The following is a 22,534-nucleotide window of genomic DNA, read 5'->3' as shown; positions in this document are numbered from 1 at the left end:
ACCAACCGCTCAAACCTTTCAGGTCGTGCAAGCCTTGCGCTGCACGGCCTGAGTGCGTTTTGAGCTCAGCTCAACAAGCCACGATTAACCGCCTCGCCGACCGCTTGAGCACGGTTGGTGACTTCGAGCTTGGAGTAGATATTGCCCAGGTGAAACTTCACCGTCGCCTCGGAAACATCCCGAATCACGCTGATCTCCCACACCGTTTTCCCGGCCTTGGCCCAATACAGAATCTCCAGTTCCTTTTCGCTCAGCGGTCTGCCTGCCGGATCCGGACGCTGTCGCTTTGGTGTTTTCATCCTTAGCCCTCTCACCAGGAGTCCGCACCATTGCCAAGCGCGAAAAGTGCCTGGATAAGCGAACAAACATAAGGGCCGAAGAGTTACACAGGGACAAGATTAAACAAGTAAGGAAAACCACAAACAGGCATGGCCGACTTATCAACAGGCAACTTCCTACACGTCCTACAGACGTGCGTTGGCCGTGATGTTAGTCCGTGATCGAAAGTCGGCTGACAGCGTGTGTTGCAGTCAGCCGTAGCCACTCAGAACGTGGCTGGATCGATTTGCGAGAAGCTGCTGACGTTCAGATGCCCGGCGAGCTCACCGCCTTCGCGCACCAGCCCGCAGGTAGCCATGCCGGCCTCGCGGGCGGCATCCAGTTCCTGAACAATGTCGGAGAGAAACAGGATCTGCGCAGACTCGCAGCCAATGGCCTGGGTAATGCGCTGATAGGACTGCGCCTCACGCTTGGGTCCTGAGGTGGTGTCGAAGTAGCCACTGAACAGTGGCGTCAGGTCACCGGCCTCGGAGCAACCGAAGATCAGCTTCTGGGCCTGGATCGAACCGGACGAGTAAACAAACAGTTGATAACCCGCCTGATGCCAGCGTTTCAGTGCGTCGACCGCATCCGGGTAAACATGGCCCTTCAACTGCCCGGCCTGATAACCCTGCTCCCAGACCATCCCTTGCAACGCCTTGAGCGGCGTGGCCTTGCGGTCTTCGGCAATCCAGCCCAGCAGGATTTCGATCACCCGTTCAACGTCAGCGCCAGGCTCGGCGCTGTCCTGGCGAACGGCGTCGATCTGCCGGGTTACGTCGGCCCGTTGCGCCTGCTGACGGACAAAGTCCGGCAAATGTTTGGCGGCGTAGGGAAACAGCACCTCGAACACAAAACTCACCGCGCTGGTGGTGCCTTCGATGTCGGTGAGAATGGCTTTGATCGTCATGCCATCAGTCCTCGAGGCGCGGGAAGCGACTGGCGATGTCGTCGCCCGTAAAGTTGGCCACCCAGCCTTCAGGGTTGTTGAACAGCCGAATCGCCACGAAGTGCGGGTGCTCGCCCATGTCGAACCAGTGTGCAGTACCGGCGGGAACCGAAATCAGGTCGTTTTTCTCGCAGAGCACGGCGTACACGTAGTCATCGATGTGCAAAGTAAACAGGCCACGGCCCGCGACGAAAAATCGTACTTCGTCTTCGCCATGGCGATGTTCTTCCAGAAACTTGGCGCGCAATTCGGCTTTTTGCGGGTGATCGCTGTTAAGGCTGACCACGTCGACGGTGATGTAACCGCGCTCGGTCATCAACTGATCGATCTGCACCTGGTAAGCGGCAATCACTTCTTCCTGGCTGGCACCCGGCTGGATCTTCGCCGCGGCTTGCCAACGGTCGAAGCGCACACCTTTTTCGGCCAGGGTCGAGGCGATATCGTCGACGTGGGTCAGGACCTTGTTCGGCAGGTCCGGGCTTGAAACGTGGTAAACGGACAGGCTGCTCATGTTGGCAATTCCTCGTTAGCGGCGCTGCCGTCCAGCTTTTACAGACCGGTCAGGCAACGCGTTTCATCAGGCGGTTGGCGACTTCAGGTGAAGTAGGCCTTAACGGTTAATCAACGCGCGCATTTTCAGCTCGCATTCAAACAGGAACTCAAACGCTTCGATCTGTCGCAGCGCATCGCTCATCTTCGGGCCCCAGGTGTACAGGCCATGACCGCGAATCAGGTAACCGACACACTCGGGATGGTCGTCGAGCCATGGCTGGACTTTGGACGCCAGGCGCTCGATGTCCTGATCGTTGTCGAAGATCGGCACCCGCACCTTGGACTCATGGGTCGAGATCCCGCTGAAGGCTTTTTGCAGCTCGTAGTCTTCAAACGTAATGACCGGCCCCTGCAGCAGCCGCGACAACACCGTGGCATTGACCGAATGGGTGTGCAGCACCGCACCGATGTCGGCCCGCCAATTATATAACTGGGTGTGCAGCAGGGTTTCGGCGGACGGCTTCTTGCCCGGCTCCAGGCTATTGCCCGACAAGTCCGTGGCCAGCACGTCATCAAGCCCCAACTGCCCTTTGTGTTTACCGGAAACGGTCAACAGGGCTTCGGTGGCCGACAGTCGTGTCGAATAGTTGCTGCTGGTGGCGGGCGACCAGCCACGGCCATACAAAAAACGCCCGGCGTCGATGATTTGCTGGGCGAGCTGTTCACGGGTAAGGCTCATGGCCTGTCCTCTTGCATACGTGTGGCAATGATAACGGCTGCAGCGAACGCTGCGAGGCTGGCAATACTAAAGGTCAATGTAGCGCCCAGGGCATTCCAGCTGTAACCGGAATACAACGCGCCCAACGCGCCGCCGGTGCCGGCCAGTGCCGCGTACAACGCCTGGCCCTGCCCTTGCTGGCGTGCACCGAAGCTACGTTGCACGAAATGGATGGCCGCGGCGTGAAAACTGCCGAAGGTCGCGGCGTGCAGAATTTGCGCAAAGAGCAGCACCCACAAGAATTCGGCGAACGAGCCGAGCAGCAACCAGCGCAACGCCGCCAGCAGGAAACTCGCCATCAACACCCGGCGCACCGAGAAGCGTGCAAGGATATTGCTCATGAGTATAAACATCACAACTTCAGCCACCACCCCCAACGCCCAGAGCATGCCGATCACACCGCGGCTATAACCGAGGTGTTCAAGGTGCAAGGTGAGAAAGGTGTAATACGGCCCGTGGCTCATCTGCATTAACGCCACGCAGCAGTAAAACGCCAATACCCCCGGACTGCGCAGTTGCTTGAGAAACCCCTCGCCCACCAGCCGATTGCCTTGCGCCGGCTGGGCGTTCGGCACCCAGAGGCTGCTGATGATTATCCCGCCCATGATCACCACCAGCGTCACCGGGTAGATGTCCAGGCTCAACCATTCGAACAGCCGCCCCAAGGCGACCACGGTGATGATGAAACCGATCGATCCCCACAAGCGGATCTGGCTGTAGCGCGAAGTCTGGCCCTGCAAATGCGCGAGGGTGATGACCTCGAACTGCGGCAATACCGCGTGCCAGAAGAACGCATGCAACGCCATGACCATCGCCAGCCAGGCGTAGCTTTTGCTGACGAAGATCAGCGAAAAGGTCAGCAGCGTACAGATCGCGCCGAAGCGCACGATGGCCAGGCGCCGGCCGGTGTAGTCACCGAGCCAGCCCCAGATATTCGGTGCGACGCAGCGCATCAGCATCGGAATCGCCACCAGTTCGCCAATGCGCGCGCTGGAAAACCCCAGGTGATCGAAGTACAGCGCCAGGAACGGCGCGGTCGAACCGAGCAAGGCGAAATAGAACAGATAGAAGCTGGACAACCGCCAGTATGGAAGCGCCGCCACGGCCGTCAGACCGCGGCGACGTCAGGGCATGGCTTCACAGCTGGCCCAGCACCGGAGTGCTGACGCGCACGTCGGCGTTTTGCCCGCGATTGCGCAGCAGGTGGTCCATCAACACGATGGCCATCATCGCTTCGGCAATCGGCGTGGCGCGGATGCCGACGCAAGGGTCATGACGGCCCTTGGTAACGACGTCCACCGGGTTGCCGTGGATATCGATCGAACGGCCCGGCGTGGTGATGCTCGACGTTGGCTTGAGTGCCAGGTGCGCGACGATTGGCTGCCCCGAAGAGATGCCGCCCAGAATCCCGCCCGCGTTGTTGCTGAGAAAACCTTCCGGGGTCATTTCGTCACGGTGTTCGGTACCGCGCTGGGCAACACTGGCGAAACCAGCGCCGATTTCCACGCCTTTCACCGCGTTGATGCTCATCAGTGCATGGGCCAGTTCGGCATCGAGACGGTCGAAGATCGGTTCGCCGAGCCCCGGCTTCACCCCTTCGGCGACCACGGTGATCTTCGCGCCGACCGAATCCTGGTCGCGGCGCAATTGATCCATGTAGGCCTCAAGCTCTGGCACTTTGTCCGGGTCGGGGCTGAAGAAGGCGTTTTGCTCGACCGAGTCCCAGGTCTTGAACGGGATTTCGATAGGCCCGAGCTGGCTCATGTAGCCGCGAATGACGATGCCCTGGGTAGCCAGATATTTTTTCGCAATCGCACCCGCAGCCACACGCATGGCGGTTTCCCGCGCCGAGCTGCGACCACCGCCACGGTAATCGCGCTCGCCGTATTTGTGGTGATAGGTGTAGTCGGCGTGGGCCGGGCGGAACAGGTCCTTGATCGCCGAGTAATCCTTGGATTTCTGGTCGGTATTGCGGATCAGCAGACCAATCGCGCAACCGGTGGTGCGGCCTTCGAACACGCCGGAGAGGATTTCGACTTCGTCGGCTTCCTGACGCTGCGTGGTGTGACGGCTGGTGCCGGGCTTGCGGCGGTCCAGATCACGCTGCAAGTCTTCCAGAGACAGCTCAAGGCCCGGCGGGCAGCCGTCGACAATGGCGACCAACGCCGGACCATGGCTTTCGCCCGCGGTGGTGACAGTGAACAGCTTGCCGTAGGTATTGCCGGACATGCAGGACGCTCCGTGAATTCGCTGAGTGACTCAACCTGAAAATGTAATGTCGGCTAGTATACGCAGGCTATCCAACTAGTTCATCCTCGAACCTTATCGGTGCCTGCGAGTCCAACCGACACCTTCTGAATGATGGCGTGATGATGCTGCGAGTTATTGCCTTGAGCCTTACCCTGTTTACCGGCCTGCTTTCCAATGCAGTCCAGGCCTCTGTTGTTCTGCAACGGCCAATCAGTCTGGATACCGGCAGCGGTGAGCTTTTCGGCTCGATGTTGCTGCCAAAGTCCGACAACCCGGTGCCGGTTGTGCTGATCATTTCCGGCTCGGGCCCTACCGATCGTAACGGCAATAACCCGGACGGCGGCAACAACGACAGCCTCAAGCGCCTGGCCTGGGTATTGGCCAAACACAACATCGCCAGCGTGCGTTACGACAAGCGCGGCGTGGCGGCCAGCCTCGCGGCAACCCCGGATGAACGCAATCTGACCCTTGAGGCCTACGTTGCCGATGCCGTGGCCTGGGGCCAGAAACTCAAGTCCGACCCGCGTATGGGGCCATTGATTCTGCTCGGGCACAGTGAAGGTGCGCTGGTGGCCACACTCGCCGCTCCGCAAGTCGATGCCGCCGCGGTGATTTCCGTGTCCGGTAGCGCCCGTCCGGTAGATCAGGTCTTGCGTCAACAATTGAGCAATCGAATGCCACCCGATCTGCTGCTGCGCAGCAATGAGCTGCTGGACAGCCTCAAGGCCGGGCATGTCGATGTCAATGTCCCGACGCCGTTGCAGGTGATCTTCCGTCCCAGCGTGCAACCGTACCTGATCAGCCTGTTTCGCCAGGACCCGGCAGCGGCTTTCGCCAAGTTGAATATGCCGGCGCTGATCATCCAGGGCAGCAACGACATGCAGGTCGGTGTCGGTGACGCACGGATGCTCAAAGCGGCGAAACCGGATGCCCAACTGGCACTGATCGAAGGCATGAACCACGTGATGCGCATCGTGCCCAATGACATCAAGCGTCAATTGGCCTCCTACAAAGACCCGCAACTGCCCCTCGCTGTCGAACTCGGCTCGAGTATCCTAAGCTTTATTGACGGACTTCGCGCCAGTTAAGCCGGTGTTACCCTCCAGTCCTGGAAAAAACGGCCGATAAGCCTGTGTGTCGGCAGCCCATTGGCTGCCGCCAAGCAGGGCTTGGACAGGATCTCGCCGTTATGACTGATACCCAGAATTCACCCGACACCGCGCCGCAAACCACTGCCACTGAAGTGGTCGACCTGCCGTGGGCGGACGTCCAGGCCGAGCACCACAAGATGCTTCGCCTGGCGCCGCTGAAAACCGATCGAGCGACCGGTGGGCGGCCATTGCGCTTTGTCGAGTTCGGCTATGCCGAGCGCAACAGCAAAGAACGCAGCCTGCTGCGCATGAGCATTTCACTGCCCGGTCAACGGGTGCGCAAAGAACAGAACCACCTGGACGTCTGGGTCGATCATGAGAACCGTCGCGTGCACTTCGGTCCCGACAGCGGTCTGCAGATTGAACCGCTGAACCGTGGCATTGGCCGTTTTCTGGCGGCTCAGGGCATTACGTGGGCGAAGAAAAAGTGGTCGAGCTACACCGTCGACGGTACGGACCTGAACAACAAGGACGCCCTCAACGAAGACACCCGCCTGCGCCGCGACCACTTCCTGCGGGTGCACGGCTTTGACGTGGTCTACGCCGACGCCCAGCATTTGAAGGGCAGCGTCAAAGAGGTAAAGGTCGGCGATCTGCTGGGCGACTGGAACTCCGAAAAGCTGCAGTTCGTGGAAATCCTCGAAGCCGCGCAAATGCTGCAACAAGCCGAGCAGAATCTGGCGGAACAGGAAGTCAAACTGCAAAAGCAGGAAGAGAAAGTCAGCAAATACAAACGCGAGGACACCGGGCTACGCTTCACCATCACCTGTCTGGTGGCGTTTTCGGTGTTCCAGGCGGGACTGCTGATCTGGATCGCTACGCACCGCTAAAAACCTGCGGCCGATGAGATTCTTGTAGCGAGGGGGCTTGTCGGAACGCCGCATCGCCCCGTTCGGCTGCGAAGCAGTCGTGAAACGATTCAACCGAATCTTGACTGACAAACTGCAGTTGCCAATGTTAGGGCCGCTACGCGACCCAACGGGGGCAAGCCCCCTCGCCACATTGACCGCGTTCAGACGCGTGAAGCAAACAACACCTGATGCTGGCGGCATTGTTCGGCGCTGAGCATGAACACACCGTGACCGCCGCGCTCGAACTCCAGCCAGGCGAAATCGACTTCCGGGTACAACGCCTCGACGTGCACCTGGCTGTTGCCGACTTCAACGATCAGCAAGCCCTTCTCGGTCAGGTGATCCGCCGCTTCGGCGAGCATGCGCCGTACCAGGTTCAAACCATCGTCGCCACAGGCCAGGCCCAGCTCGGGTTCGTGCTGGTATTCGTCCGGCATGTCGGCAAAATCTTCGGCGTCCACATAAGGCGGGTTGGACACGATCAAGTCGAAACGCTGCCCTGGCAAACCGTCGAAACCATCACCCTGAACGGTGTACACGCGCTCATCGACGCCATGGCGCTCGATGTTCTGATTGGCCACTTCCAGCGCTTCGAAGGACAGATCCGCTAACACCACTTCAGCGTTCTGGAACTCGTAGGCGCAGGCAATACCGATGCAACCGGAACCGGTGCACAGGTCAAGAATCCGTGCAGGCTCGGTGCCCAGCCACGGCTCGAAACGTTTTTCGATCAGTTCGCCAATCGGTGAACGCGGAATCAATACACGCTCGTCAACGATGAACGACATCCCGCAGAACCACGCCTCACCCAACAGGTAAGCCGTCGGGATGCGCTCCTCGATTCGACGCTTGAGCAAGCGCTGCAGGTTGACCAGCTCGTCGTCTTCAAGACGGCAGTCCAGGTAGCTATCGGCGATTTCCCACGGCAGGTGCAACGCCCCCAACACCAGTTGACGGGCTTCGTCCCAGGCGTTGTCGGTCCCATGGCCGAAAAACAGATCCTCCCCATGAAAACGGCTGACAGCCCAACGAATGTGGTCGCGCAAGGTGCGCAGGCGGGAAGTGATCACGGGGGCAAACTCCTGAAAAAACGACTGGCGATTCTAACAGCCTAAACCCGCCCCGACGACGCAAGAAAATCACCGGACGGATGTAGGATTGATCTTGATTTTCAGCTTTTGATTGAACATCTGCTCAGCTCTTGACAGGCTGCAGGCCAGCAACGACGGTGCCTACGATGGTAGCGATTCACAGAAGCGCTCAGCCAGAGGACAATGTCGCAAAAGCCCCACTCGAAGGAGCCCCAGAATGTCCGTTCCAAAAACGATGTTTCAACTCAGCGGTCGTGGTTACGCGCCGGCCAATCTGGCCCATGCGACGCTGGTGATCATCGATGCCCAGAAAGAATACTTGAGCGGCCCCCTGGCCCTTTCCGGTATGGACGCCGCTGTCGACAACATCAAGAAATTGCTCGCAGCAGCCCGCAAGGCGGGTCGACCGATCGTCCATGTTCGCCACCTCGGCACCGTCGGTGGCCTGTTCGACCCACAGGGCGAACGCGGTGAGTTCATCCCGGGCCTTGAGCCACTGGCTGACGAAACCGTCATCGGTAAATTGCTGCCCAGCGCGTTCCACGGCACCCCGTTGGAAAAACGCCTGCAAGACCTCGGCTCGCTGGACCTGATCGTCTGCGGTTTCATGAGTCACTCCAGTGTCAGCACCACCGTGCGCGCCGCAAAGAACCTGGGCTTTCGCTGCACCCTGGTCGAAGACGCCTGTGCCACCCGGGACCTTCCTTACAAAGGCGGAGTCCTCAGCGCCGAACATGTCCAGCAGACTGAAATGGCAATCATGGCCGACAACTTCGCCACCCTCGCCCAGACTCAGGACCTGATCTGATCTGATCGAGCGCTTGATGAGCGGCCAACGCAGCCGCTCATCCGCAAAAACCGCTCATTCCCCGCAATTGCCTTAGCCTCAGGAACCACCCGGTCAACTCCCGGTCGAAGGGCCGATACCCATTGAGGAAGGTCGGAATGAAGAAATCCGATGGTTTTGACGCTCGCCGCTTGCGGCCCAAAGGCCCGCGCAACTGGCGTTATCGTTTTGGTGCGGCATTTTCCGCGCTGCTGGCAACCCTCGGCGTGTTGTTGCTGATGGCCGGTGCGGCCAGCCTGTTGGGCCACCCGCCGGCGCTCGGCGAGTTGAACGCCAGCCCGGCCGGCGCGGCGGTGGTTCTGGCGATAGGCCTGTTGCTGCTGTATGTCGGTGTTGCGTTGTGGCGTCGCTGCCGCCGTCGGATGCGCCAACCCCGTGAGCTGAACCTGGCTCCGCACTTGATGAAAAAACATGACTGAGTGGTGCGCGTTGCGTTTTGACGCGCCCGATTCACCTCGACTTGGGTAAACTGGCCGCCCTTCGCGGAGGCTGACATGCAAGACGACGATTTTTCCCTGTTCAAAAGCGCGATCCAAGGCGTCAAGCCGATCAAGCACGATCGCGCTGAAACCGGTAAACCCAAAGCTGACCGCGCGCAAATCGCCAAGCTGCGTCAGGTCGCCACCGTGCGCACCGATGCCACCACTGTTGACGGTCTGTCCGATCAGTTCGTGATCGATGTCGGTCCGGAAGACGAGTTGATGTGGGCGCGTGACGGCGTGCAGGAAAGCCAGATGCGCAAGCTGAAGGTCGGGCAGATCCCATTCGAAGGCAGCCTCGACCTGCACGGCATGACCGTCGAAAAAGCCCGCGAGACACTGTGGGCTTTTCTCGCCGAAGCCACAAAATTCGAAATCCGCTGCGTACGTGTGACCCACGGCAAAGCTGTGCGCCTGGACGGCAAGCGGCCGATGATCAAAAGTCACGTCAATACGTGGCTGCGTCAACATCCACAGGTGCTTGGCTTCACCTCGTGCCAGCCAAAACATGGCGGCGCCGGAGCGGTTTACGTGATGCTCAAACGGACCATGATGGAAGGTCGCGACGAGTAAAGCTGATGCGCTACGCTTGCAGCGCCGTGTCTGCCGCCGTACCCTTGCCCTTTGCGTAAAATCCCACAGGTAGTTTCATGTCCCTGGAACAGAATTACACCGCGATCCTCGGCCAGCTTGGCGAAGACGCCACCCGCGAAGGTCTGCTCGACACGCCGAAGCGTGCCGCCAAAGCCATGCAGTACCTTTGCCGCGGTTATGAGCAGACGCTCGAAGAAGTCACCAACGGCGCCTTGTTCAGCTCCGACAACAGCGAAATGGTGCTGGTCAAGAACATCGAGCTCTACTCGTTGTGCGAACACCACTTGCTGCCATTCATCGGCAAGGCCCATGTGGCCTATATCCCGAGTGGCAAGGTGCTGGGCCTGTCGAAAGTCGCGCGGATCGTCGATATGTACGCCCGCCGCCTGCAGATCCAGGAAAACCTCAGCCGGCAGATCGCCGAGGCGGTCCAGCAAGTGACTGGCGCCCTGGGCGTGGCGGTGGTGATCGAAGCCCAGCACATGTGCATGATGATGCGCGGTGTGGAGAAACAGAACTCGTCGATGATCACCTCGGTGATGCTCGGTGAGTTCCGCGAAAACGCGGCGACCCGCAGCGAGTTTCTCAGCTTGATCAAGTAATCCGCTGTACGAAGAAAACCGGCATTCATCGCCGGTTTTTTTTCGCCTGTGAAAAATCAGGTAAGCTGCGCGCCTTTCTTCATTCGCCCGTGAGGCTTATACCGTGTTAGTAAAAGCGCTTCGTGTCGGCCTCGGCCAGCTGATCATTTTCATCGACTTCCTCACCCGCCCGAGCAAAAAGAAGCGCCCCGCCGCCGCTCAGGCCCAGGTCGAAAACGCAGCGAAAGGCCTGACGCTGTATCAGTTCCACGCCTGCCCGTTCTGCGTGAAAACCCGCCGCACCCTGCGCCGCCTGAATGTGCCGGTGGCTTTGCGTGATGCAAAGAACAACGAACAGGATCGCCAAACATTGCTTGAGCAAGGCGGCAAAATCAAAGTCCCGTGCCTGCGTATCGAAGAGAATGGCCAGACCACCTGGATGTATGAGTCCAAGGTGATCATTGATTATCTGGATAAGCGCTTCGCTGCAGCCTGACTTTTTGTAGTGATCTGACGGACGCTATCGCGAGCAGGCTCGCTCCCACAGTGGTTTTGTGTTGTGGATAAGATTTGTGTTCAAAACAAATCCCATGTGGGAGCGAGCCTGCTCGCGAAGAGGCCGGCACTATTACCGCAAATCCCAAACAAAAATAAACCGGCCCATTCGCCGGTTTATTTGCTTTTAGCCTTCCCTCACGCAGCCTCCGCAGCCTGCGCCCGACGCACCACCCCAGCCAATCGTTTAAGCCCTTCGTCCAGCCGCGCCGGATCGATGTGACTGAAGTTCAGCCGCAGATGCCCCGGATTGTTATCCGGTTCAGAGAAGAACGGCTCTCCCGGCATGAACGCCACGTCCTGCGCCAATGCCGCGTTCAGCAAGGTCCGGGTGTCCAATGGCTGCTTCAGGGTCAACCAGAAAAACAGCCCGCCCTGCGGCACATTCCACTCGGCCAGATCGGAAAAATGGGTTTCCAGTGCCAACTGAAAGGCGTCACGCCGAACCCGGTAGAAGTCCCGCAGTTCACTCAAGTGATCACGAAACTTTTCGGTGCCAATCCATTGCAACGCCTGCCATTGTCCAACACGATTGGTGTGCAGGTCTGCCGACTGCTTGAGCCGCAGCAAGTGCGGGAACAGGTCCGGGCTGGCGATCAAATAGCCGACGCGCAAGCCTGGCAGCAAGGTCTTGGACACGGTGCCGGTGTTAGATCCAGCTGGCCTTCTTCAAGCGCCTGACGATGGGTGTCGCGCTGCCTCCATCAAAGGTCAGTTCACGGTAGGGCTCGTCCTCGATCAAGGTCACGCCAAATTCATCGAGCAATGCTGCCACTGCATCGCGCTTGGCTTCGCTGTAGCGCACTGCCGAGGGGTTCTGGAACGTCGGGATCAGGTAGATGAACGCCGGGTGATGTTTTTCCAGCCGCGCACGCAGCTCATTCAGGTTCGGGCCGTCGGCCTCCAGCGGCACGGTCAGGCAGTCAGCGCCGAACAGCTGGAAGATTTGCAGCGCCGCCAGATAAGTCGGCGCTTCGAGCATGATCTCGGTGCCTTTGTCGATGTACAGCTTGGCCGCCAGATCGAGGGTTTGCTGAGAGCCGCTGACCACCAACACCTGACTCGCCTCACACGGTACGCCCAAGGCCCGGGCCTCAGCTGCCAGCGCTTCGCGTAATGCCGGTTCGCCTTCGCTCATGCCGTATTGGCCCATGGACAACGGCATGTCGGTCCACTCGACCTTCGGCAGCATGGCTTCGGCAGGCAGACCACCGGCAAACGACATCACTTCCGGGCGCTGAGCCGCGGCAAGGATTTCACGGATCAAAGAACTTTTAAGGCGCGAGACACGTTCGGAAAAAGCCATGGGGGTCACCGGTAGCGAAGGCCAAGGGAATTAAGTCAAACTACTTGACCGAAATTACGACAGCGCGAGCAGATACGTCAATATGCTTGACCTTAAAAACCAAACCACCCAGCAAGCCGCCATGGAAGCGTTCTTCTTCGGCTACCAGGCCTTCACCGCCAAAGCCGACGAAATGCTTGAGCGGCGCGGTTTGAGCCGCGTGCATCAACGCATCGTGTTTTTCATCGCCCGCTACCCGGCCCTGAGCGTCAAGGAATTGCTCGCGCTACTCGGGGTGAGCAAACAGGCGCTGAACATTCCGCTGCGTCAGTTGGTGGAGATGCACCTGGTGGACAGCGTGGCGTCAGAGACCGACAAGCGTAAGCGCCTGCTGCAACTGACCGTCGACGGCGCGCGGTTCGAGGAGTCGTTGCGGCGTGAGCAAGTGAAATTGCTTGAGCGAGTGTTTGCCGAGGCTGGTGAAGCGGCGGTAGATGGCTGGTTGGCGGTGAACAAGGCGCTGGGGGAAAACCGCTAAACCACGCCTGATCGTGATCGTTCCCACGCGCAGCAAAGGAATGCATCCCGTGACGCTCTGCGTCACATCAACGGCGGACGCAGAGCGTCCATGGCGGCATTCCCACGCAGAGCATGGGAACGATCATCCGCAGGCGATATATCCCTATTGCCAATCTTTTCGTCTACAAAATCAAAAACATTATTTGCTTTATTTGTATACAAAAGCATAATTCGTTTCGTGCGAGTTCCTGACCAAGAGGTCAACAAATTCGCAAGTACCTCAAAGAGCCGCTGCCCACCTCATGTGTCCGGCTCTGGAAATAACAATAAAACTCTTGAGGAGTACTCGCTGTGGAAAGCCGCAAATCCGAAGCCTCGACGCTGGAACTCTCGCCGCCGTTACGCAATGGCTGGCTGGAGCGCATTTTTAAACTCAGCTTGCATGGCACCACGGTGAAGACCGAGTTGATCGCGGGTATTACCACCTTCATCACCATGGCCTACATCATCTTCGTCAACCCCAACATCATGGCGGACGCCGGGATCGACCACGGCGCCGCCTTCGTCGCGACCTGCATCGCCGCTGCTCTCGGTTGCCTGTTGATGGGCTTGTATGCCAACTGGCCTGTCGGCCTCGCGCCAGGCATGGGCTTGAACGCCTTCTTTACCTACACCGTAGTCGGCACCATGGGATACCACTGGGAAGCTGCGCTGGGCGCGGTGTTCATTTCCGGTGTGTTGTTCATGTTCCTGACCCTGTCGCGTGTGCGGGAATGGCTGCTCAACAGCATTCCAGTGAGCTTGCGTCACGCCATGGGAGCAGGTGTTGGCTTGTTCCTGGGGATCATCGGTCTGAAAACAGCTGGAATCATTGTCGCCAGCCCGGCCACGCTGATCAAACTGGGCAATCTGCGTGATCCTGCTCCTCTGCTGGCAGCCGTTTGTTTCCTGATGATTGCGGTGCTGAGTTACCACCGCGTGTTCGGCGCGATCCTGATCAGCATCATCACCGTGACCCTGGCAGGCTGGGGTCTGGGCCTGGTGCACTACGGCGGCATTCTGTCGACGCCGCCAAGCCTGGCTCCGACCTGGATGGCCATGGACATCGCCGGCGTGTTCAACGTCAGCATGATCAGCGTGGTGCTGGCGTTCCTCTTCGTGCACATGTTCGATACCGCCGGGACCCTGATGGGCGTGGCGCAACGGGCAGGTTTGGTCGGCAAAGACGGGAAGATCGAAAACCTCTCCCGCGCGCTAAAAGCTGACAGTGCGTCGAGCGTGTTCGGGGCGATGGTCGGTGTGCCGCCAGTTACCAGTTACGTGGAAAGTGCCGCGGGTGTGGCCGCCGGTGGTCGTACCGGTCTTACCGCAGTGACCGTAGGTGTGCTATTTATTGCTGCGATGTTCTTCGCGCCGCTGGCTGGCATGATCCCCGCTTACGCCACCGCCGGTGCGCTGATCTATGTGGCCATGCTGATGATGAGCGGCCTGGAGCACATCAAGTGGAGTGAAGCCACCGACAGCATTCCGGCGATCGTCACGGCCATCATGATGCCGCTGACCTTCTCGGTTGCCGACGGTATCGCGCTGGGCTTTATCACCTACGTGGTGCTCAAGGCCGGCACGGGTAAACACAAGGAAATTTCCATCAGTCTTTGGGTGCTCTGCGCGATCTTTATCGCCAAGTTCATTTTCTTGTAAGCGGTACGCGTTTCAAACCAGCCTCACCCCGTCGGGTGGGGCTTTTGCACATAGGGAGGAAAGTGATGAGTCTGGAAACCTGGCTGCTGTTCAGCGGTGCTGCGCTGGTGGTGATCCTGATCCCGGGGCCACTGTCGTTGCTGATGATCAGCAACAGTCTGAATTATGGTCTGCGACGTTCTTACCCGGCGTTTCTCGGCGGCGTATTTGCCTCGATCTGCCTGCTGAGCGCATCGGCATTGGGTCTGGGCGCCCTACTGCTGGCTTCGGAGCTACTCTTCAGTGCACTGAAGATTGTCGGCGCGCTGTACCTGTTCTACCTCGCCTGGCAAAGCTGGCAGCAATCGCGTCAGCCATCGACCGGCGCCGAAGTGCCCCAGGCTGCGCCAGTACCCCGCTTCCGTGCGCTGTTCGGGCGCGCGTTTGTGCTGGGCGCGAGCAACCCGAAAGACATCCTGTTTTTCGCTGCCTTCCTGCCGCAGTTCTTGAGCGCACAGCAGCCCTTTCTGCCGCAGTTGCTGATCATGATCGCCACCTGGACCGTGCTGGATCTGTGCTGCAAGGTGGCTTATGGCCTCGGTGCGCATGGTGCTGCGCGGTACCTGCGCAGCGGCAAGGGCCAGAGCTGGTTCAACCGGGTCAGTGCCGGGTTGTTCAGTGGCGCGGGGGCGGCATCCCTGTTGAGCCGTTAAGATCATCGTCGGAACGCCGCCCGGAGCAGGCTCGCTCCCACAGGTTTTGTGAACGCCACAATCCAATGTGGGAGCGAGCCTGCTCGCGATGGCATCGGCACAGGCACCACATTTCTCTAGACAAAAAAAAGCCCGCAGTGTGAGCGGGCGAAAGACCAAAGAAGCTTATGCGCAGCTTTTTTTGACAAGCATTGGGCGTGGGGGGAAAGTCCTAGCTTCCTCTGTAGGTCGAATAGCTGTAGGGCGAAATCAACAACGGTACATGGTAGTGATCCTGCTCTGCCGAGATGCCGAAGCGCAGCACCACCACATCCAGAAAGGCCGGCTCCGGTAGCAGTACACCACGCGCGCGGTAGTAATCACCGGCATGAAATTGCAGCTGATAAACCCCGGAACGGTAGTCATCGCCTTGCAACAAGGGTGCGTCGCAACGGCCGTCGCTGTTGGTCAGTGCACTGGCGACCAATTCCAGCTGCGAACCTTCAACGCGGTACAACTCGACCTTGATCGAGCTGCCCGGGCAACCGTGCGCTGCATCCAAAACGTGTGTAGTCAAACGTCCCATTGATTCTGCGCGCCCGCCTGCGTTTGCAGCAGTCAGGCCTCGCGCCTCCCGGAGTCAGTTAAAAAGGAGACCGCACCTTTTCGGAGCACGAAAAGCGGCGGCGAGCGATTGATTAAGACACTTTTTAAAAAAATTGTACACAATAAAAACGACATTTTTACCACCACTCCCGCCATCCATGGATTCTCGGCGAATCTGATGCTGAACCATAAGATCAGAGGACCTTCCATCCATTAGCTGACCACTCAGGCAGGTTTCTTGCTACACCCTGAAAAGATGACAGTTGATGAAAAATGCAAAAAATCAGGCTTACAAAGTGAATATAAAGTTGTATACAATCAGTCCATCGCTGTGACGCCAGCCTGTCACCTCACCTTCAGGCCGCCACACCACCCTTATCGCGAATAAGTAACCCGAATAAGAAGGAAGACTGCAGTGAGCGCTGACTACCCACGCGACCTGATCGGTTACGGCAGTAACCCTCCCCACCCACACTGGCCGGGCAATGCCCGCATTGCCTTGTCCTTCGTGCTCAATTACGAGGAAGGCGGCGAGCGCAACATTCTGCACGGCGATAAAGAATCGGAAGCCTTCCTATCGGAAATGGTCTCGGCGCAGCCGCTGCAAGGCGAGCGCAACATGAGCATGGAGTCGCTGTACGAGTATGGCAGCCGTGCCGGCGTCTGGCGGATCCTCAAGCTGTTCAAGGAATTCGACATTCCGCTGACCATCTTCGCCGTGGCGATGGCCGCCCAGCGCCACCCGGACGTGATCCGCGCGATGGTTCAAGCCGGTCACGAGATTTGCAGCCATGGCTATCGCTGGATCGACTACCAGTACATGGACGAAGCGCAAGAACGCGAGCACATGCTCGAAGCGATCCGCATCCTCACTGAAATCAGCGGCGAGCGCCCACTGGGCTGGTACACCGGCCGTACCGGGCCGAACACCCGCCGACTGGTGATGGAAGAAGGCGGTTTCCTGTATGACTGCGACACCTATGACGACGACCTGCCGTACTGGGAACCGAATAACCCGACCGGCAAGCCGCACCTGGTGATCCCGTACACCCTGGACACCAATGACATGCGCTTCACCCAGGTTCAGGGTTTCAACAAGGGCGACGATTTCTACCAGTACCTCAAGGACGCGTTCGATGTGCTTTACGCCGAAGGCGCCGAATCGCCAAAAATGCTCTCCATCGGTTTGCACTGCCGCCTGATCGGTCGCCCTGCCCGCCTGGCCGCACTCAAGCGGTTTATCGAATACGCGAAAAGCCATGAGCAGGTCTGGTTCAGCCGCCGGGTCGATATCGCCCGCCACTGGCACGAAACCCACCCGTACCCAGGGGCTTCGAAATGACTGCCTTCCAGACCTTGAAGCCATCGACCTTGAGCCGCGACGCCTTCGTCAACGTCTTCGCCGACATCTACGAACATTCGCCATGGGTCGCCGAAAAAGCCTTCGACCTGGGCCTGGACGCGGCGATCGACGAGATTGAAACCCTGCACCAGCGCATGAGCGATATCCTGCTCTGTGCCGATCACGCCAGCCAACTGGCCTTGATCAACGCTCACCCGGACCTGGCCGGCAAAGCCGCCGTCCAGGGTCAACTGACCGAAGCCAGTACCAACGAGCAAGCTGGCGCCGGTATTCACCAATGCACGAGCGATGAGTTCCAGCGCTTCACCGAGTTGAACGACGCCTACAAAGCCAAGTTCAAGTTTCCCTTCATCATGGCGGTAAAAGGCAGCAACCGGCATCAGATCCTCGCAGCGTTCGAAACGCGTATTCACAACTCGGTCGACACCGAATTCAAATGCGCGCTGGCAGAGATCAACAAGATTGCGCTGTTCCGATTACTGACTCTTTAGCGAACATGGCCCAAGCGTCAATGAACGTGAAAAACGCCCTGGGTCCTGCAAGCATCCCAAGCCACTTTAATTAAAGGCAGACAAGAAGAATGAAAGCTTACGCCGTACCTTTCGAGAAGTTCGTCAACCTGGCCGACGCCCGCCTGGGCACCAAAATCATCTCGGTCACCGATGACTGGTTCGCTGATGCCAACCGCCTGTTCCAGCCGACCCCGGCCGTATGGAAAGAAGGCGTGTTCGATGACAACGGCAAGTGGATGGATGGCTGGGAATCGCGTCGCAAGCGCTTCGAAGGCTACGACAGCGCCGTGATCCGCCTCGGCGTGCCGGGCTCGATCAAAGGCGTGGACATCGACACCTCATTCTTCACCGGCAACTTCCCGCCGTCCGCCTCCCTGGAAGCCTGCTTCGTGGCCTCGGGCGAGCCGACCGAAACCACCCAATGGGTTGAAGTGCTGTCGGCCGTCGAGCTGCAAGGCAACAGCCACCACTACCATGAAATCAACAACGACCAGGCCTTCAGCCACCTGCGTTTCAACATCTACCCGGACGGCGGTGTCGCCCGTCTGCGCGTGTACGGCATCCCGTTCCGCGACTGGTCGGCGGTTGGCGACAATGAGCAAGTGGACCTGGCTGCTGCCTTGAATGGCGGTCGCGCCCTGGCCTGCTCTGATGAACACTTCGGTCGCATGAGCAACATCCTCAACCCGGGCCGTGGCATCAATATGGGCGATGGCTGGGAAACCGCACGTCGTCGCACCCCGGGCAATGACTGGGTGATCGTCGCGCTGGGCCATCCGGGCGAGATCGAAAAAATCATCGTCGACACCCTGCACTTCAAGGGCAACTACCCGGACACCTGTTCGATCCAGGGCGCGTTCGTCAAGGGCGGCACCGACAGCCAGATCGAAACCCAATCGCTGTTCTGGCGCGAATTGCTGCCAGCGCAGAAACTGGAAATGCACGCCGAACACACCTTCGCCGAGCAGATCAAGGCCCTGGGCCCGATCACCCACATCCGCCTGAACGTGTTCCCGGACGGTGGCGTGAGCCGCTTGCGTGTATTGGGCAAGGTCGCGAAATAAGACCGCGATGATCGTTCCCACGCTCTGCGTGGGAATGCATCCCGTGACGCTCTGCGTCACAGCGACAGCGGACGCGGAGCGTCCAGTGAGGCGTTCCCACGCAGAGCGTGGGAACGATCAATTCAAAAGATTAAGAAGACCGGCATGCGCACATTGACGATTGAACCGCTGACCAAAGAAGCCTTCGCCCCTTTCGGTGACGTGATCGAAACCGATGGCAGCGATCACTTCATGATCAACAACGGTTCAACCATGCGCTTTCACAAACTGGCGACGGTAGAAACCGCCACGCCAGAAGACAAGGCGATCATCAGCATCTTCCGCGCCGACGCGCAGGACATGCCGCTGACTGTCTGCATGCTGGAGCGCCATCCGCTGGGCAGCCAGGCTTTCATTCCGCTGCTCGGCAACCCCTTTCTGATCGTGGTCGCGCCACTTGGCGATGAACCTGTATCAGGCTTGGTCCGCGCCTTCGTCACCAACGGCAGGCAGGGCATTAATTACCATCGCGGCGTTTGGCACCACCCGGTGCTGACGATCGAAAAGCGGGATGACTTCCTGGTGGTTGATCGCAGTGGCACAGGCAATAACTGCGATGAGCATTTTTTCAAAGAGGATGAGCGTTTGATCCTCGCCCCCCACCAATAAGAGAAGGTCTGATCACTCGACAACAAGAGTGACAGGCGAGAGGTAAAGACTGTGGAAGCACATCTGTTGGAATGGCTGAACCTGAGCATACGCTGGGTTCATATGATCACTGGCGTGGCCTGGATCGGCGCGTCGTTCTACTTTGTCTGGCTGGAAAACAACCTCAATCGGGTCAACCCGAAAAACGGCCTGGCGGGCGATCTCTGGGCGATTCACGGTGGCGGGATCTACCACCTGGAAAAATACAAACTGGCCCCACCGACCATGCCGGACAACCTGCACTGGTTCAAATGGGAAGCCTACTTCACCTGGATGTCGGGGATCGCGCTGCTGTGCGTGGTGTTCTACTCCAACCCGACGCTGTACCTGCTGGCACCGGGCAGCAGCCTGAGCGGACCGGAAGGCGTGGCCATCGGTCTTGGCTCGCTGTTCATCGGCTGGTTCATCTACTCCTTCCTGTGCGACTCGGCCCTGGGCAAACGCCCTGCTCTGCTAGGCGGAATCCTGTTCGTGCTGATCATCGGCGCCGCTTACGGCTTCAGCAAAGTGTTCAGCGGTCGCGGTGCGTACCTGCACGTTGGCGCCATGATCGGCACCATCATGGTCGGTAACGTGTTCCGCATCATCATGCCGGCCCAACGGGCACTGGTGGCGGCCATCGCCGAGAACCGCACGCCGGATCCGGCACTGCCAGCCAAAGGCCTGCTGCGTTCACGTCACAACAACTACTTCACCTTGCCGGTGCTGTTCATCATGATCAGCAACCACTTCCCGAGCACTTACGGCAGCCAGTACAACTGGTTGATCCTGGCCGGGATCGCGGTACTTGCGGTGTTGGTGCGTCATTACTTCAACACTCGCCACGAAAGCCACAAGTTCGCCTGGACCCTGCCCGTCGCGGCAGTAGGCATGATCTGCCTGGCCTACGTCACCGGCCCAGCGCCGATGAATACCCCGGAAGTGGCCAAGGCACCGGCGAAGATCGAGTACCAACCGCTGCCCGAAACCGCCCTTGGCGGTGGTGCCAAACCCGCTGAAGCAGCGCCTGCTGCTCCGGCCGCCCCCGCTGCACCGGCGCAAGCCTCTACGGCAAGCGGTCCGGACTTCAGCAAGGTACACAGCGTGATTCAGGAACGTTGTGCGGTCTGCCATTCGGCCAAACCGACCAGCCCGCTGTTCAGCGCGGCACCGGCCGGCGTGATGTTCGATACCCCGCAACAGATCCAGCAATTGGCCCCGCGGATTCAGGCCCAGGCTGTCGCCAGCCAGATCATGCCGTTGGGCAACATCACGCAGATGACCCAGCAGGAACGCGACCTGATCGGCGCCTGGATCAACCAGGGAGCCCGGACCAATTAAGCAATACAAAAGCCTGTGACAAGCGGGCTTTTGTGGCGAGGGAGTTTGCTCCCGTTGGACTGCGCAGCAGTCCCCTTTCTTCCTGGAGAAAAGCGGGGCCGCTTCGCGACCCAGCGCGAGCAAGCTCCCTCGCCACAGGTCTACCTGATGCACAAAATCACAAGAATAAAAAAGATCCGAGGTGTTGCATGTCCGTGTCATCCGAAGCACGCATCCCCGACGCACCCGCGATTCAACGACTGCCGCTGTTGCAACTGATTCTGGTCGGTCTGCAACACGTACTGCTGATGTACGGCGGAGCCATGGCGACCCTCAGCGCCCTCTCGTTGAACCTGCTGTTCAACATCCTCGGCGGCGCAGAACGAGCCGCCAACAACGAGTGCCACGCTCTTCAGCACTGACGGATAACCGGACGGTCTGCCCGTCCTCCCATCGTTATCCGGCTTCACCCGTGACACGAAATACCCGCATGACAGACCGACCGGCGATACCTCCGGTCGCCGTCAGCGGTTGTCTGCGCCTTAACAATAAAAACATTCGAGGAGCAACACGGTGACAAACTTGATAGCGGCGCTCCGTTGCGGGGCGCTTGAGCCATGGTGCGCGAGTCAGTATTCTCCGAGGCCGCCTGAATCGGCTCTAAAAAAAAGCCCGGATTTAATTCCTGACCCGATAGCCAGCTTATCCCGGCTCTGGAAGGTCACACGGCACACTCCAATAAAAACCGAATGGACACTTGATCGACTGTTTCCGAACAGCCGGGTGGGCGTTCTTTCGCGTTTTAAAAGCCTTGGCTCAGCGCTTGCCGGAGCGCTGAAGCCGACCGACCGGATGATTGTTTACAGCAACGAAAAACAGGCGCCACAGCAGAGCGCCGACTCAAAAAAAAACGTGGAACCACTTACTTTGGGAGCAACCGAATGAACCGTACGTGCACTAGCCTGATGCTCGCTGGATCCTTGCTGGCTGGGGGGCAGGCAATGGCCGGCGACCTGCTGCAGTGGCAGAACAACAGCCTGACTTATCTCTATGGCAAAGACTTCAAAGTCAACCCGAGCATCCAGCAAACCGTGACCTTCGAGCACGCCGATGCCTGGAAATACGGGGACAACTTCCTGTTCATCGACAAGGTTTTCTACAACGGTAAACCTGACGCCTACCTCGGTAATAACACGTACTACGGTGAGTTCAGCCCGCGTCTGTCGTTCGGCAAGATCTTCGACCGGAAACTCGAGTTCGGCCCGATCAAGGACGTCCTGCTGGCCATGACCTACGAGACCGGCGAAGGCGACGTCAACTCCTATCTGATCGGTCCGGGCTTCGACCTGGCCATTCCCGGTTTCGATTACTTCCAGCTGAACTTCTACAATCGCCACACCGACGACAAACGCCCGGGTAACAACATCTGGCAGATCACTCCGGTGTGGTCCTACACCATCCCGGTGGGCAGCTCCAGCGTGCTGATCGACGGTTACATGGACTGGGTGGTCGACAACGACAAGAACAGCCAAGGCACCTACCACGCCAACCTGCACTTCAACCCGCAGATCAAATACGACTTGGGCAAAGCCTTGCACTGGGGCGAGAAGCAGCTGTACGTCGGTATCGAGTACGACTACTGGAAGAACAAGTACGCCATCGAAGACACGAAGGACTTCACAACCAATCAGAGCGCCACGAGCTTGCTGGTGAAGTACCACTTCTGATCCAGCGTTAAAAGATCGCAGCCTTCGGCAACTCCTACACAAGCGCATCGAGTGTAGGGACCGGCGCGGCTGCGGTCTTTTGCTTTGCCGCCAACACATCGAACAACCCGATTAAACCTTCGCAAAATTCGCAACCATTGATCGATCTGTCTGGCATAGCATGG

General features: G+C 58.8%; 25 protein-coding genes and 2 pseudogenes. 18 read left to right on the top strand and 9 right to left on the bottom strand.

The window, feature by feature from the left end; all coding sequences use genetic code 11:
- Positions 1 to 65: 65 nt before the first annotated feature.
- From BK658_RS01015 to aroC, 6 genes are all read right to left on the bottom strand, one after another.
- A complete protein-coding gene (locus BK658_RS01015) occupies positions 66 to 299 on the bottom strand; it encodes a helix-turn-helix domain-containing protein (protein ID WP_123580357.1) in 234 nt (77 codons plus the stop codon).
- A gap of 245 nt (positions 300 to 544) precedes the next feature.
- Positions 545 to 1,228 (bottom strand): acireductone synthase, encoded by a 684-nt coding sequence (gene mtnC, locus BK658_RS01010; RefSeq protein ID WP_123580355.1) that lies wholly within the window; start codon positions 1,226 to 1,228, stop codon positions 545 to 547.
- Between the two features lie 4 nt (positions 1,229 to 1,232).
- The gene (locus tag BK658_RS01005; protein ID WP_123580353.1) at positions 1,233 to 1,778 is read right to left on the bottom strand and encodes a 1,2-dihydroxy-3-keto-5-methylthiopentene dioxygenase; all 546 of its coding nucleotides are present in this window, start codon (positions 1,776 to 1,778) and stop codon (positions 1,233 to 1,235) included.
- Between the two features lie 99 nt (positions 1,779 to 1,877).
- Positions 1,878 to 2,498, bottom strand: a complete 621-nt coding sequence (locus BK658_RS01000) for a methylthioribulose 1-phosphate dehydratase (RefSeq protein ID WP_123580350.1) — start codon at positions 2,496 to 2,498, stop codon at positions 1,878 to 1,880.
- The gene (locus BK658_RS00995) at positions 2,495 to 3,640 is read right to left on the bottom strand and encodes an MFS transporter (protein ID WP_123580348.1); all 1,146 of its coding nucleotides are present in this window, start codon (positions 3,638 to 3,640) and stop codon (positions 2,495 to 2,497) included. Before BK658_RS00995 ends, BK658_RS01000 begins: the two co-directional genes overlap by 4 nt.
- A gap of 34 nt (positions 3,641 to 3,674) precedes the next feature.
- Positions 3,675 to 4,766, bottom strand: coding sequence for a chorismate synthase (gene aroC, locus BK658_RS00990; protein WP_019693022.1), 1,092 nt, complete (start codon positions 4,764 to 4,766; stop codon positions 3,675 to 3,677).
- A gap of 95 nt (positions 4,767 to 4,861) precedes the next feature.
- Here aroC and BK658_RS00985 point away from each other — a divergent pair, with 95 nt between their 5' ends.
- Entirely contained in the window at positions 4,862 to 5,875 is a 1,014-nt protein-coding gene (locus BK658_RS00985) for an alpha/beta hydrolase (protein ID WP_123580346.1), read from the top strand.
- Between the two features lie 101 nt (positions 5,876 to 5,976).
- Positions 5,977 to 6,768: a hypothetical protein gene (locus tag BK658_RS00980; RefSeq protein ID WP_123580344.1), complete on the top strand. Its 792-nt coding sequence runs from the start codon at positions 5,977 to 5,979 to the stop codon at positions 6,766 to 6,768.
- Positions 6,769 to 6,950: 182 nt separating this feature from the next.
- Here BK658_RS00980 and prmB read toward each other — a convergent pair whose 3' ends face one another.
- The gene (prmB, locus tag BK658_RS00975; RefSeq protein WP_123580342.1) at positions 6,951 to 7,859 is read right to left on the bottom strand and encodes a 50S ribosomal protein L3 N(5)-glutamine methyltransferase; all 909 of its coding nucleotides are present in this window, start codon (positions 7,857 to 7,859) and stop codon (positions 6,951 to 6,953) included.
- A 238-nt stretch (positions 7,860 to 8,097) separates the two neighbouring features.
- On the opposite strand from prmB, the gene BK658_RS00970 reads away from it, so the two are divergent.
- The 5 genes from BK658_RS00970 to BK658_RS00950 all read left to right on the top strand — a co-directional run bounded on the left by BK658_RS00970 (position 8,098) and on the right by BK658_RS00950 (position 10,877).
- On the top strand, positions 8,098 to 8,688 hold the full coding sequence (locus BK658_RS00970) for a cysteine hydrolase family protein (RefSeq protein WP_123580340.1): 591 nt from the start codon (positions 8,098 to 8,100) through the stop codon (positions 8,686 to 8,688).
- Between the two features lie 137 nt (positions 8,689 to 8,825).
- A complete protein-coding gene (locus BK658_RS00965; protein ID WP_123580338.1) occupies positions 8,826 to 9,146 on the top strand; it encodes a hypothetical protein in 321 nt (106 codons plus the stop codon).
- Positions 9,147 to 9,221: 75 nt separating this feature from the next.
- The gene (locus tag BK658_RS00960) at positions 9,222 to 9,779 is read left to right on the top strand and encodes a Smr/MutS family protein (protein ID WP_123580336.1); all 558 of its coding nucleotides are present in this window, start codon (positions 9,222 to 9,224) and stop codon (positions 9,777 to 9,779) included.
- A gap of 77 nt (positions 9,780 to 9,856) precedes the next feature.
- A complete protein-coding gene (gene folE / locus BK658_RS00955; RefSeq protein ID WP_019693029.1) occupies positions 9,857 to 10,402 on the top strand; it encodes a GTP cyclohydrolase I FolE in 546 nt (181 codons plus the stop codon).
- A gap of 103 nt (positions 10,403 to 10,505) precedes the next feature.
- Positions 10,506 to 10,877, top strand: a complete 372-nt coding sequence (locus BK658_RS00950; protein WP_123580334.1) for a glutathione S-transferase N-terminal domain-containing protein — start codon at positions 10,506 to 10,508, stop codon at positions 10,875 to 10,877.
- A gap of 197 nt (positions 10,878 to 11,074) precedes the next feature.
- Here BK658_RS00950 and BK658_RS00940 read toward each other — a convergent pair.
- A pseudogene (locus BK658_RS00940) lies at positions 11,075 to 12,242 on the bottom strand (aminotransferase-like domain-containing protein).
- A gap of 82 nt (positions 12,243 to 12,324) precedes the next feature.
- Here BK658_RS00940 and BK658_RS00935 point away from each other — a divergent pair.
- The 3 genes from BK658_RS00935 to BK658_RS00920 all read left to right on the top strand — a co-directional run bounded on the left by BK658_RS00935 (position 12,325) and on the right by BK658_RS00920 (position 15,133).
- Positions 12,325 to 12,759 carry a MarR family winged helix-turn-helix transcriptional regulator gene (locus BK658_RS00935; protein WP_123580330.1) on the top strand — a complete coding sequence of 145 codons (435 nt, stop codon included), beginning with the start codon at positions 12,325 to 12,327 and terminating at the stop codon, positions 12,757 to 12,759.
- Between the two features lie 332 nt (positions 12,760 to 13,091).
- Positions 13,092 to 14,441, top strand: a complete 1,350-nt coding sequence (locus tag BK658_RS00925; protein ID WP_123580326.1) for an NCS2 family permease — start codon at positions 13,092 to 13,094, stop codon at positions 14,439 to 14,441.
- A 65-nt stretch (positions 14,442 to 14,506) separates the two neighbouring features.
- Positions 14,507 to 15,133 carry a LysE family translocator gene (locus BK658_RS00920; RefSeq protein ID WP_123580324.1) on the top strand — a complete coding sequence of 209 codons (627 nt, stop codon included), beginning with the start codon at positions 14,507 to 14,509 and terminating at the stop codon, positions 15,131 to 15,133.
- A 211-nt stretch (positions 15,134 to 15,344) separates the two neighbouring features.
- On the opposite strand, the gene uraH is transcribed toward BK658_RS00920, so the two are convergent.
- Positions 15,345 to 15,698 (bottom strand): hydroxyisourate hydrolase, encoded by a 354-nt coding sequence (gene uraH, locus BK658_RS00915; protein WP_123580323.1) that lies wholly within the window; start codon positions 15,696 to 15,698, stop codon positions 15,345 to 15,347.
- A 435-nt stretch (positions 15,699 to 16,133) separates the two neighbouring features.
- Between uraH and puuE the strand changes: the two genes are divergently transcribed.
- The 8 genes and pseudogenes from puuE (at position 16,134) to BK658_RS00875 (ending at position 22,370) form a co-directional block, all read left to right on the top strand.
- Positions 16,134 to 17,060, top strand: a complete 927-nt coding sequence (gene puuE, locus BK658_RS00910; protein WP_123580320.1) for an allantoinase PuuE — start codon at positions 16,134 to 16,136, stop codon at positions 17,058 to 17,060.
- A complete protein-coding gene (gene uraD, locus BK658_RS00905; RefSeq protein WP_123580318.1) occupies positions 17,057 to 17,572 on the top strand; it encodes a 2-oxo-4-hydroxy-4-carboxy-5-ureidoimidazoline decarboxylase in 516 nt (171 codons plus the stop codon). The genes puuE and uraD overlap by 4 nt, the downstream gene beginning before the upstream one ends.
- An 89-nt stretch (positions 17,573 to 17,661) precedes the next feature.
- Positions 17,662 to 18,657 carry an allantoicase gene (gene alc, locus BK658_RS00900; protein ID WP_123580317.1) on the top strand — a complete coding sequence of 332 codons (996 nt, stop codon included), beginning with the start codon at positions 17,662 to 17,664 and terminating at the stop codon, positions 18,655 to 18,657.
- A 144-nt stretch (positions 18,658 to 18,801) separates the two neighbouring features.
- Positions 18,802 to 19,305: an ureidoglycolate lyase gene (locus BK658_RS00890; protein WP_007898831.1), complete on the top strand. Its 504-nt coding sequence runs from the start codon at positions 18,802 to 18,804 to the stop codon at positions 19,303 to 19,305.
- A gap of 51 nt (positions 19,306 to 19,356) precedes the next feature.
- Positions 19,357 to 20,664 (top strand): urate hydroxylase PuuD, encoded by a 1,308-nt coding sequence (locus tag BK658_RS00885; protein WP_123580313.1) that lies wholly within the window; start codon positions 19,357 to 19,359, stop codon positions 20,662 to 20,664.
- Positions 20,665 to 20,852: 188 nt separating this feature from the next.
- Positions 20,853 to 20,972 (top strand): annotated as a pseudogene (locus tag BK658_RS30630) (hypothetical protein); the annotation flags it as partial.
- A gap of 244 nt (positions 20,973 to 21,216) precedes the next feature.
- Positions 21,217 to 21,588 carry a hypothetical protein gene (locus tag BK658_RS29780; RefSeq protein WP_148049695.1) on the top strand — a complete coding sequence of 124 codons (372 nt, stop codon included), beginning with the start codon at positions 21,217 to 21,219 and terminating at the stop codon, positions 21,586 to 21,588.
- Positions 21,585 to 22,370 carry an outer membrane protein OmpK gene (locus BK658_RS00875; protein WP_123580309.1) on the top strand — a complete coding sequence of 262 codons (786 nt, stop codon included), beginning with the start codon at positions 21,585 to 21,587 and terminating at the stop codon, positions 22,368 to 22,370. Before BK658_RS29780 ends, BK658_RS00875 begins: the two co-directional genes overlap by 4 nt.
- The last annotated feature ends 164 nt before the right edge of the window (positions 22,371 to 22,534 follow it).

Source organism: Pseudomonas brassicacearum, from assembly GCF_003732175.1.
In the GTDB taxonomy this organism is placed as follows: Bacteria; Pseudomonadota; Gammaproteobacteria; order Pseudomonadales; family Pseudomonadaceae; genus Aquipseudomonas; species Aquipseudomonas brassicacearum_G.
Note: the sequence above shows the minus strand (reverse complement) of the source record. Positions and strands in the feature narration are given on the sequence as shown.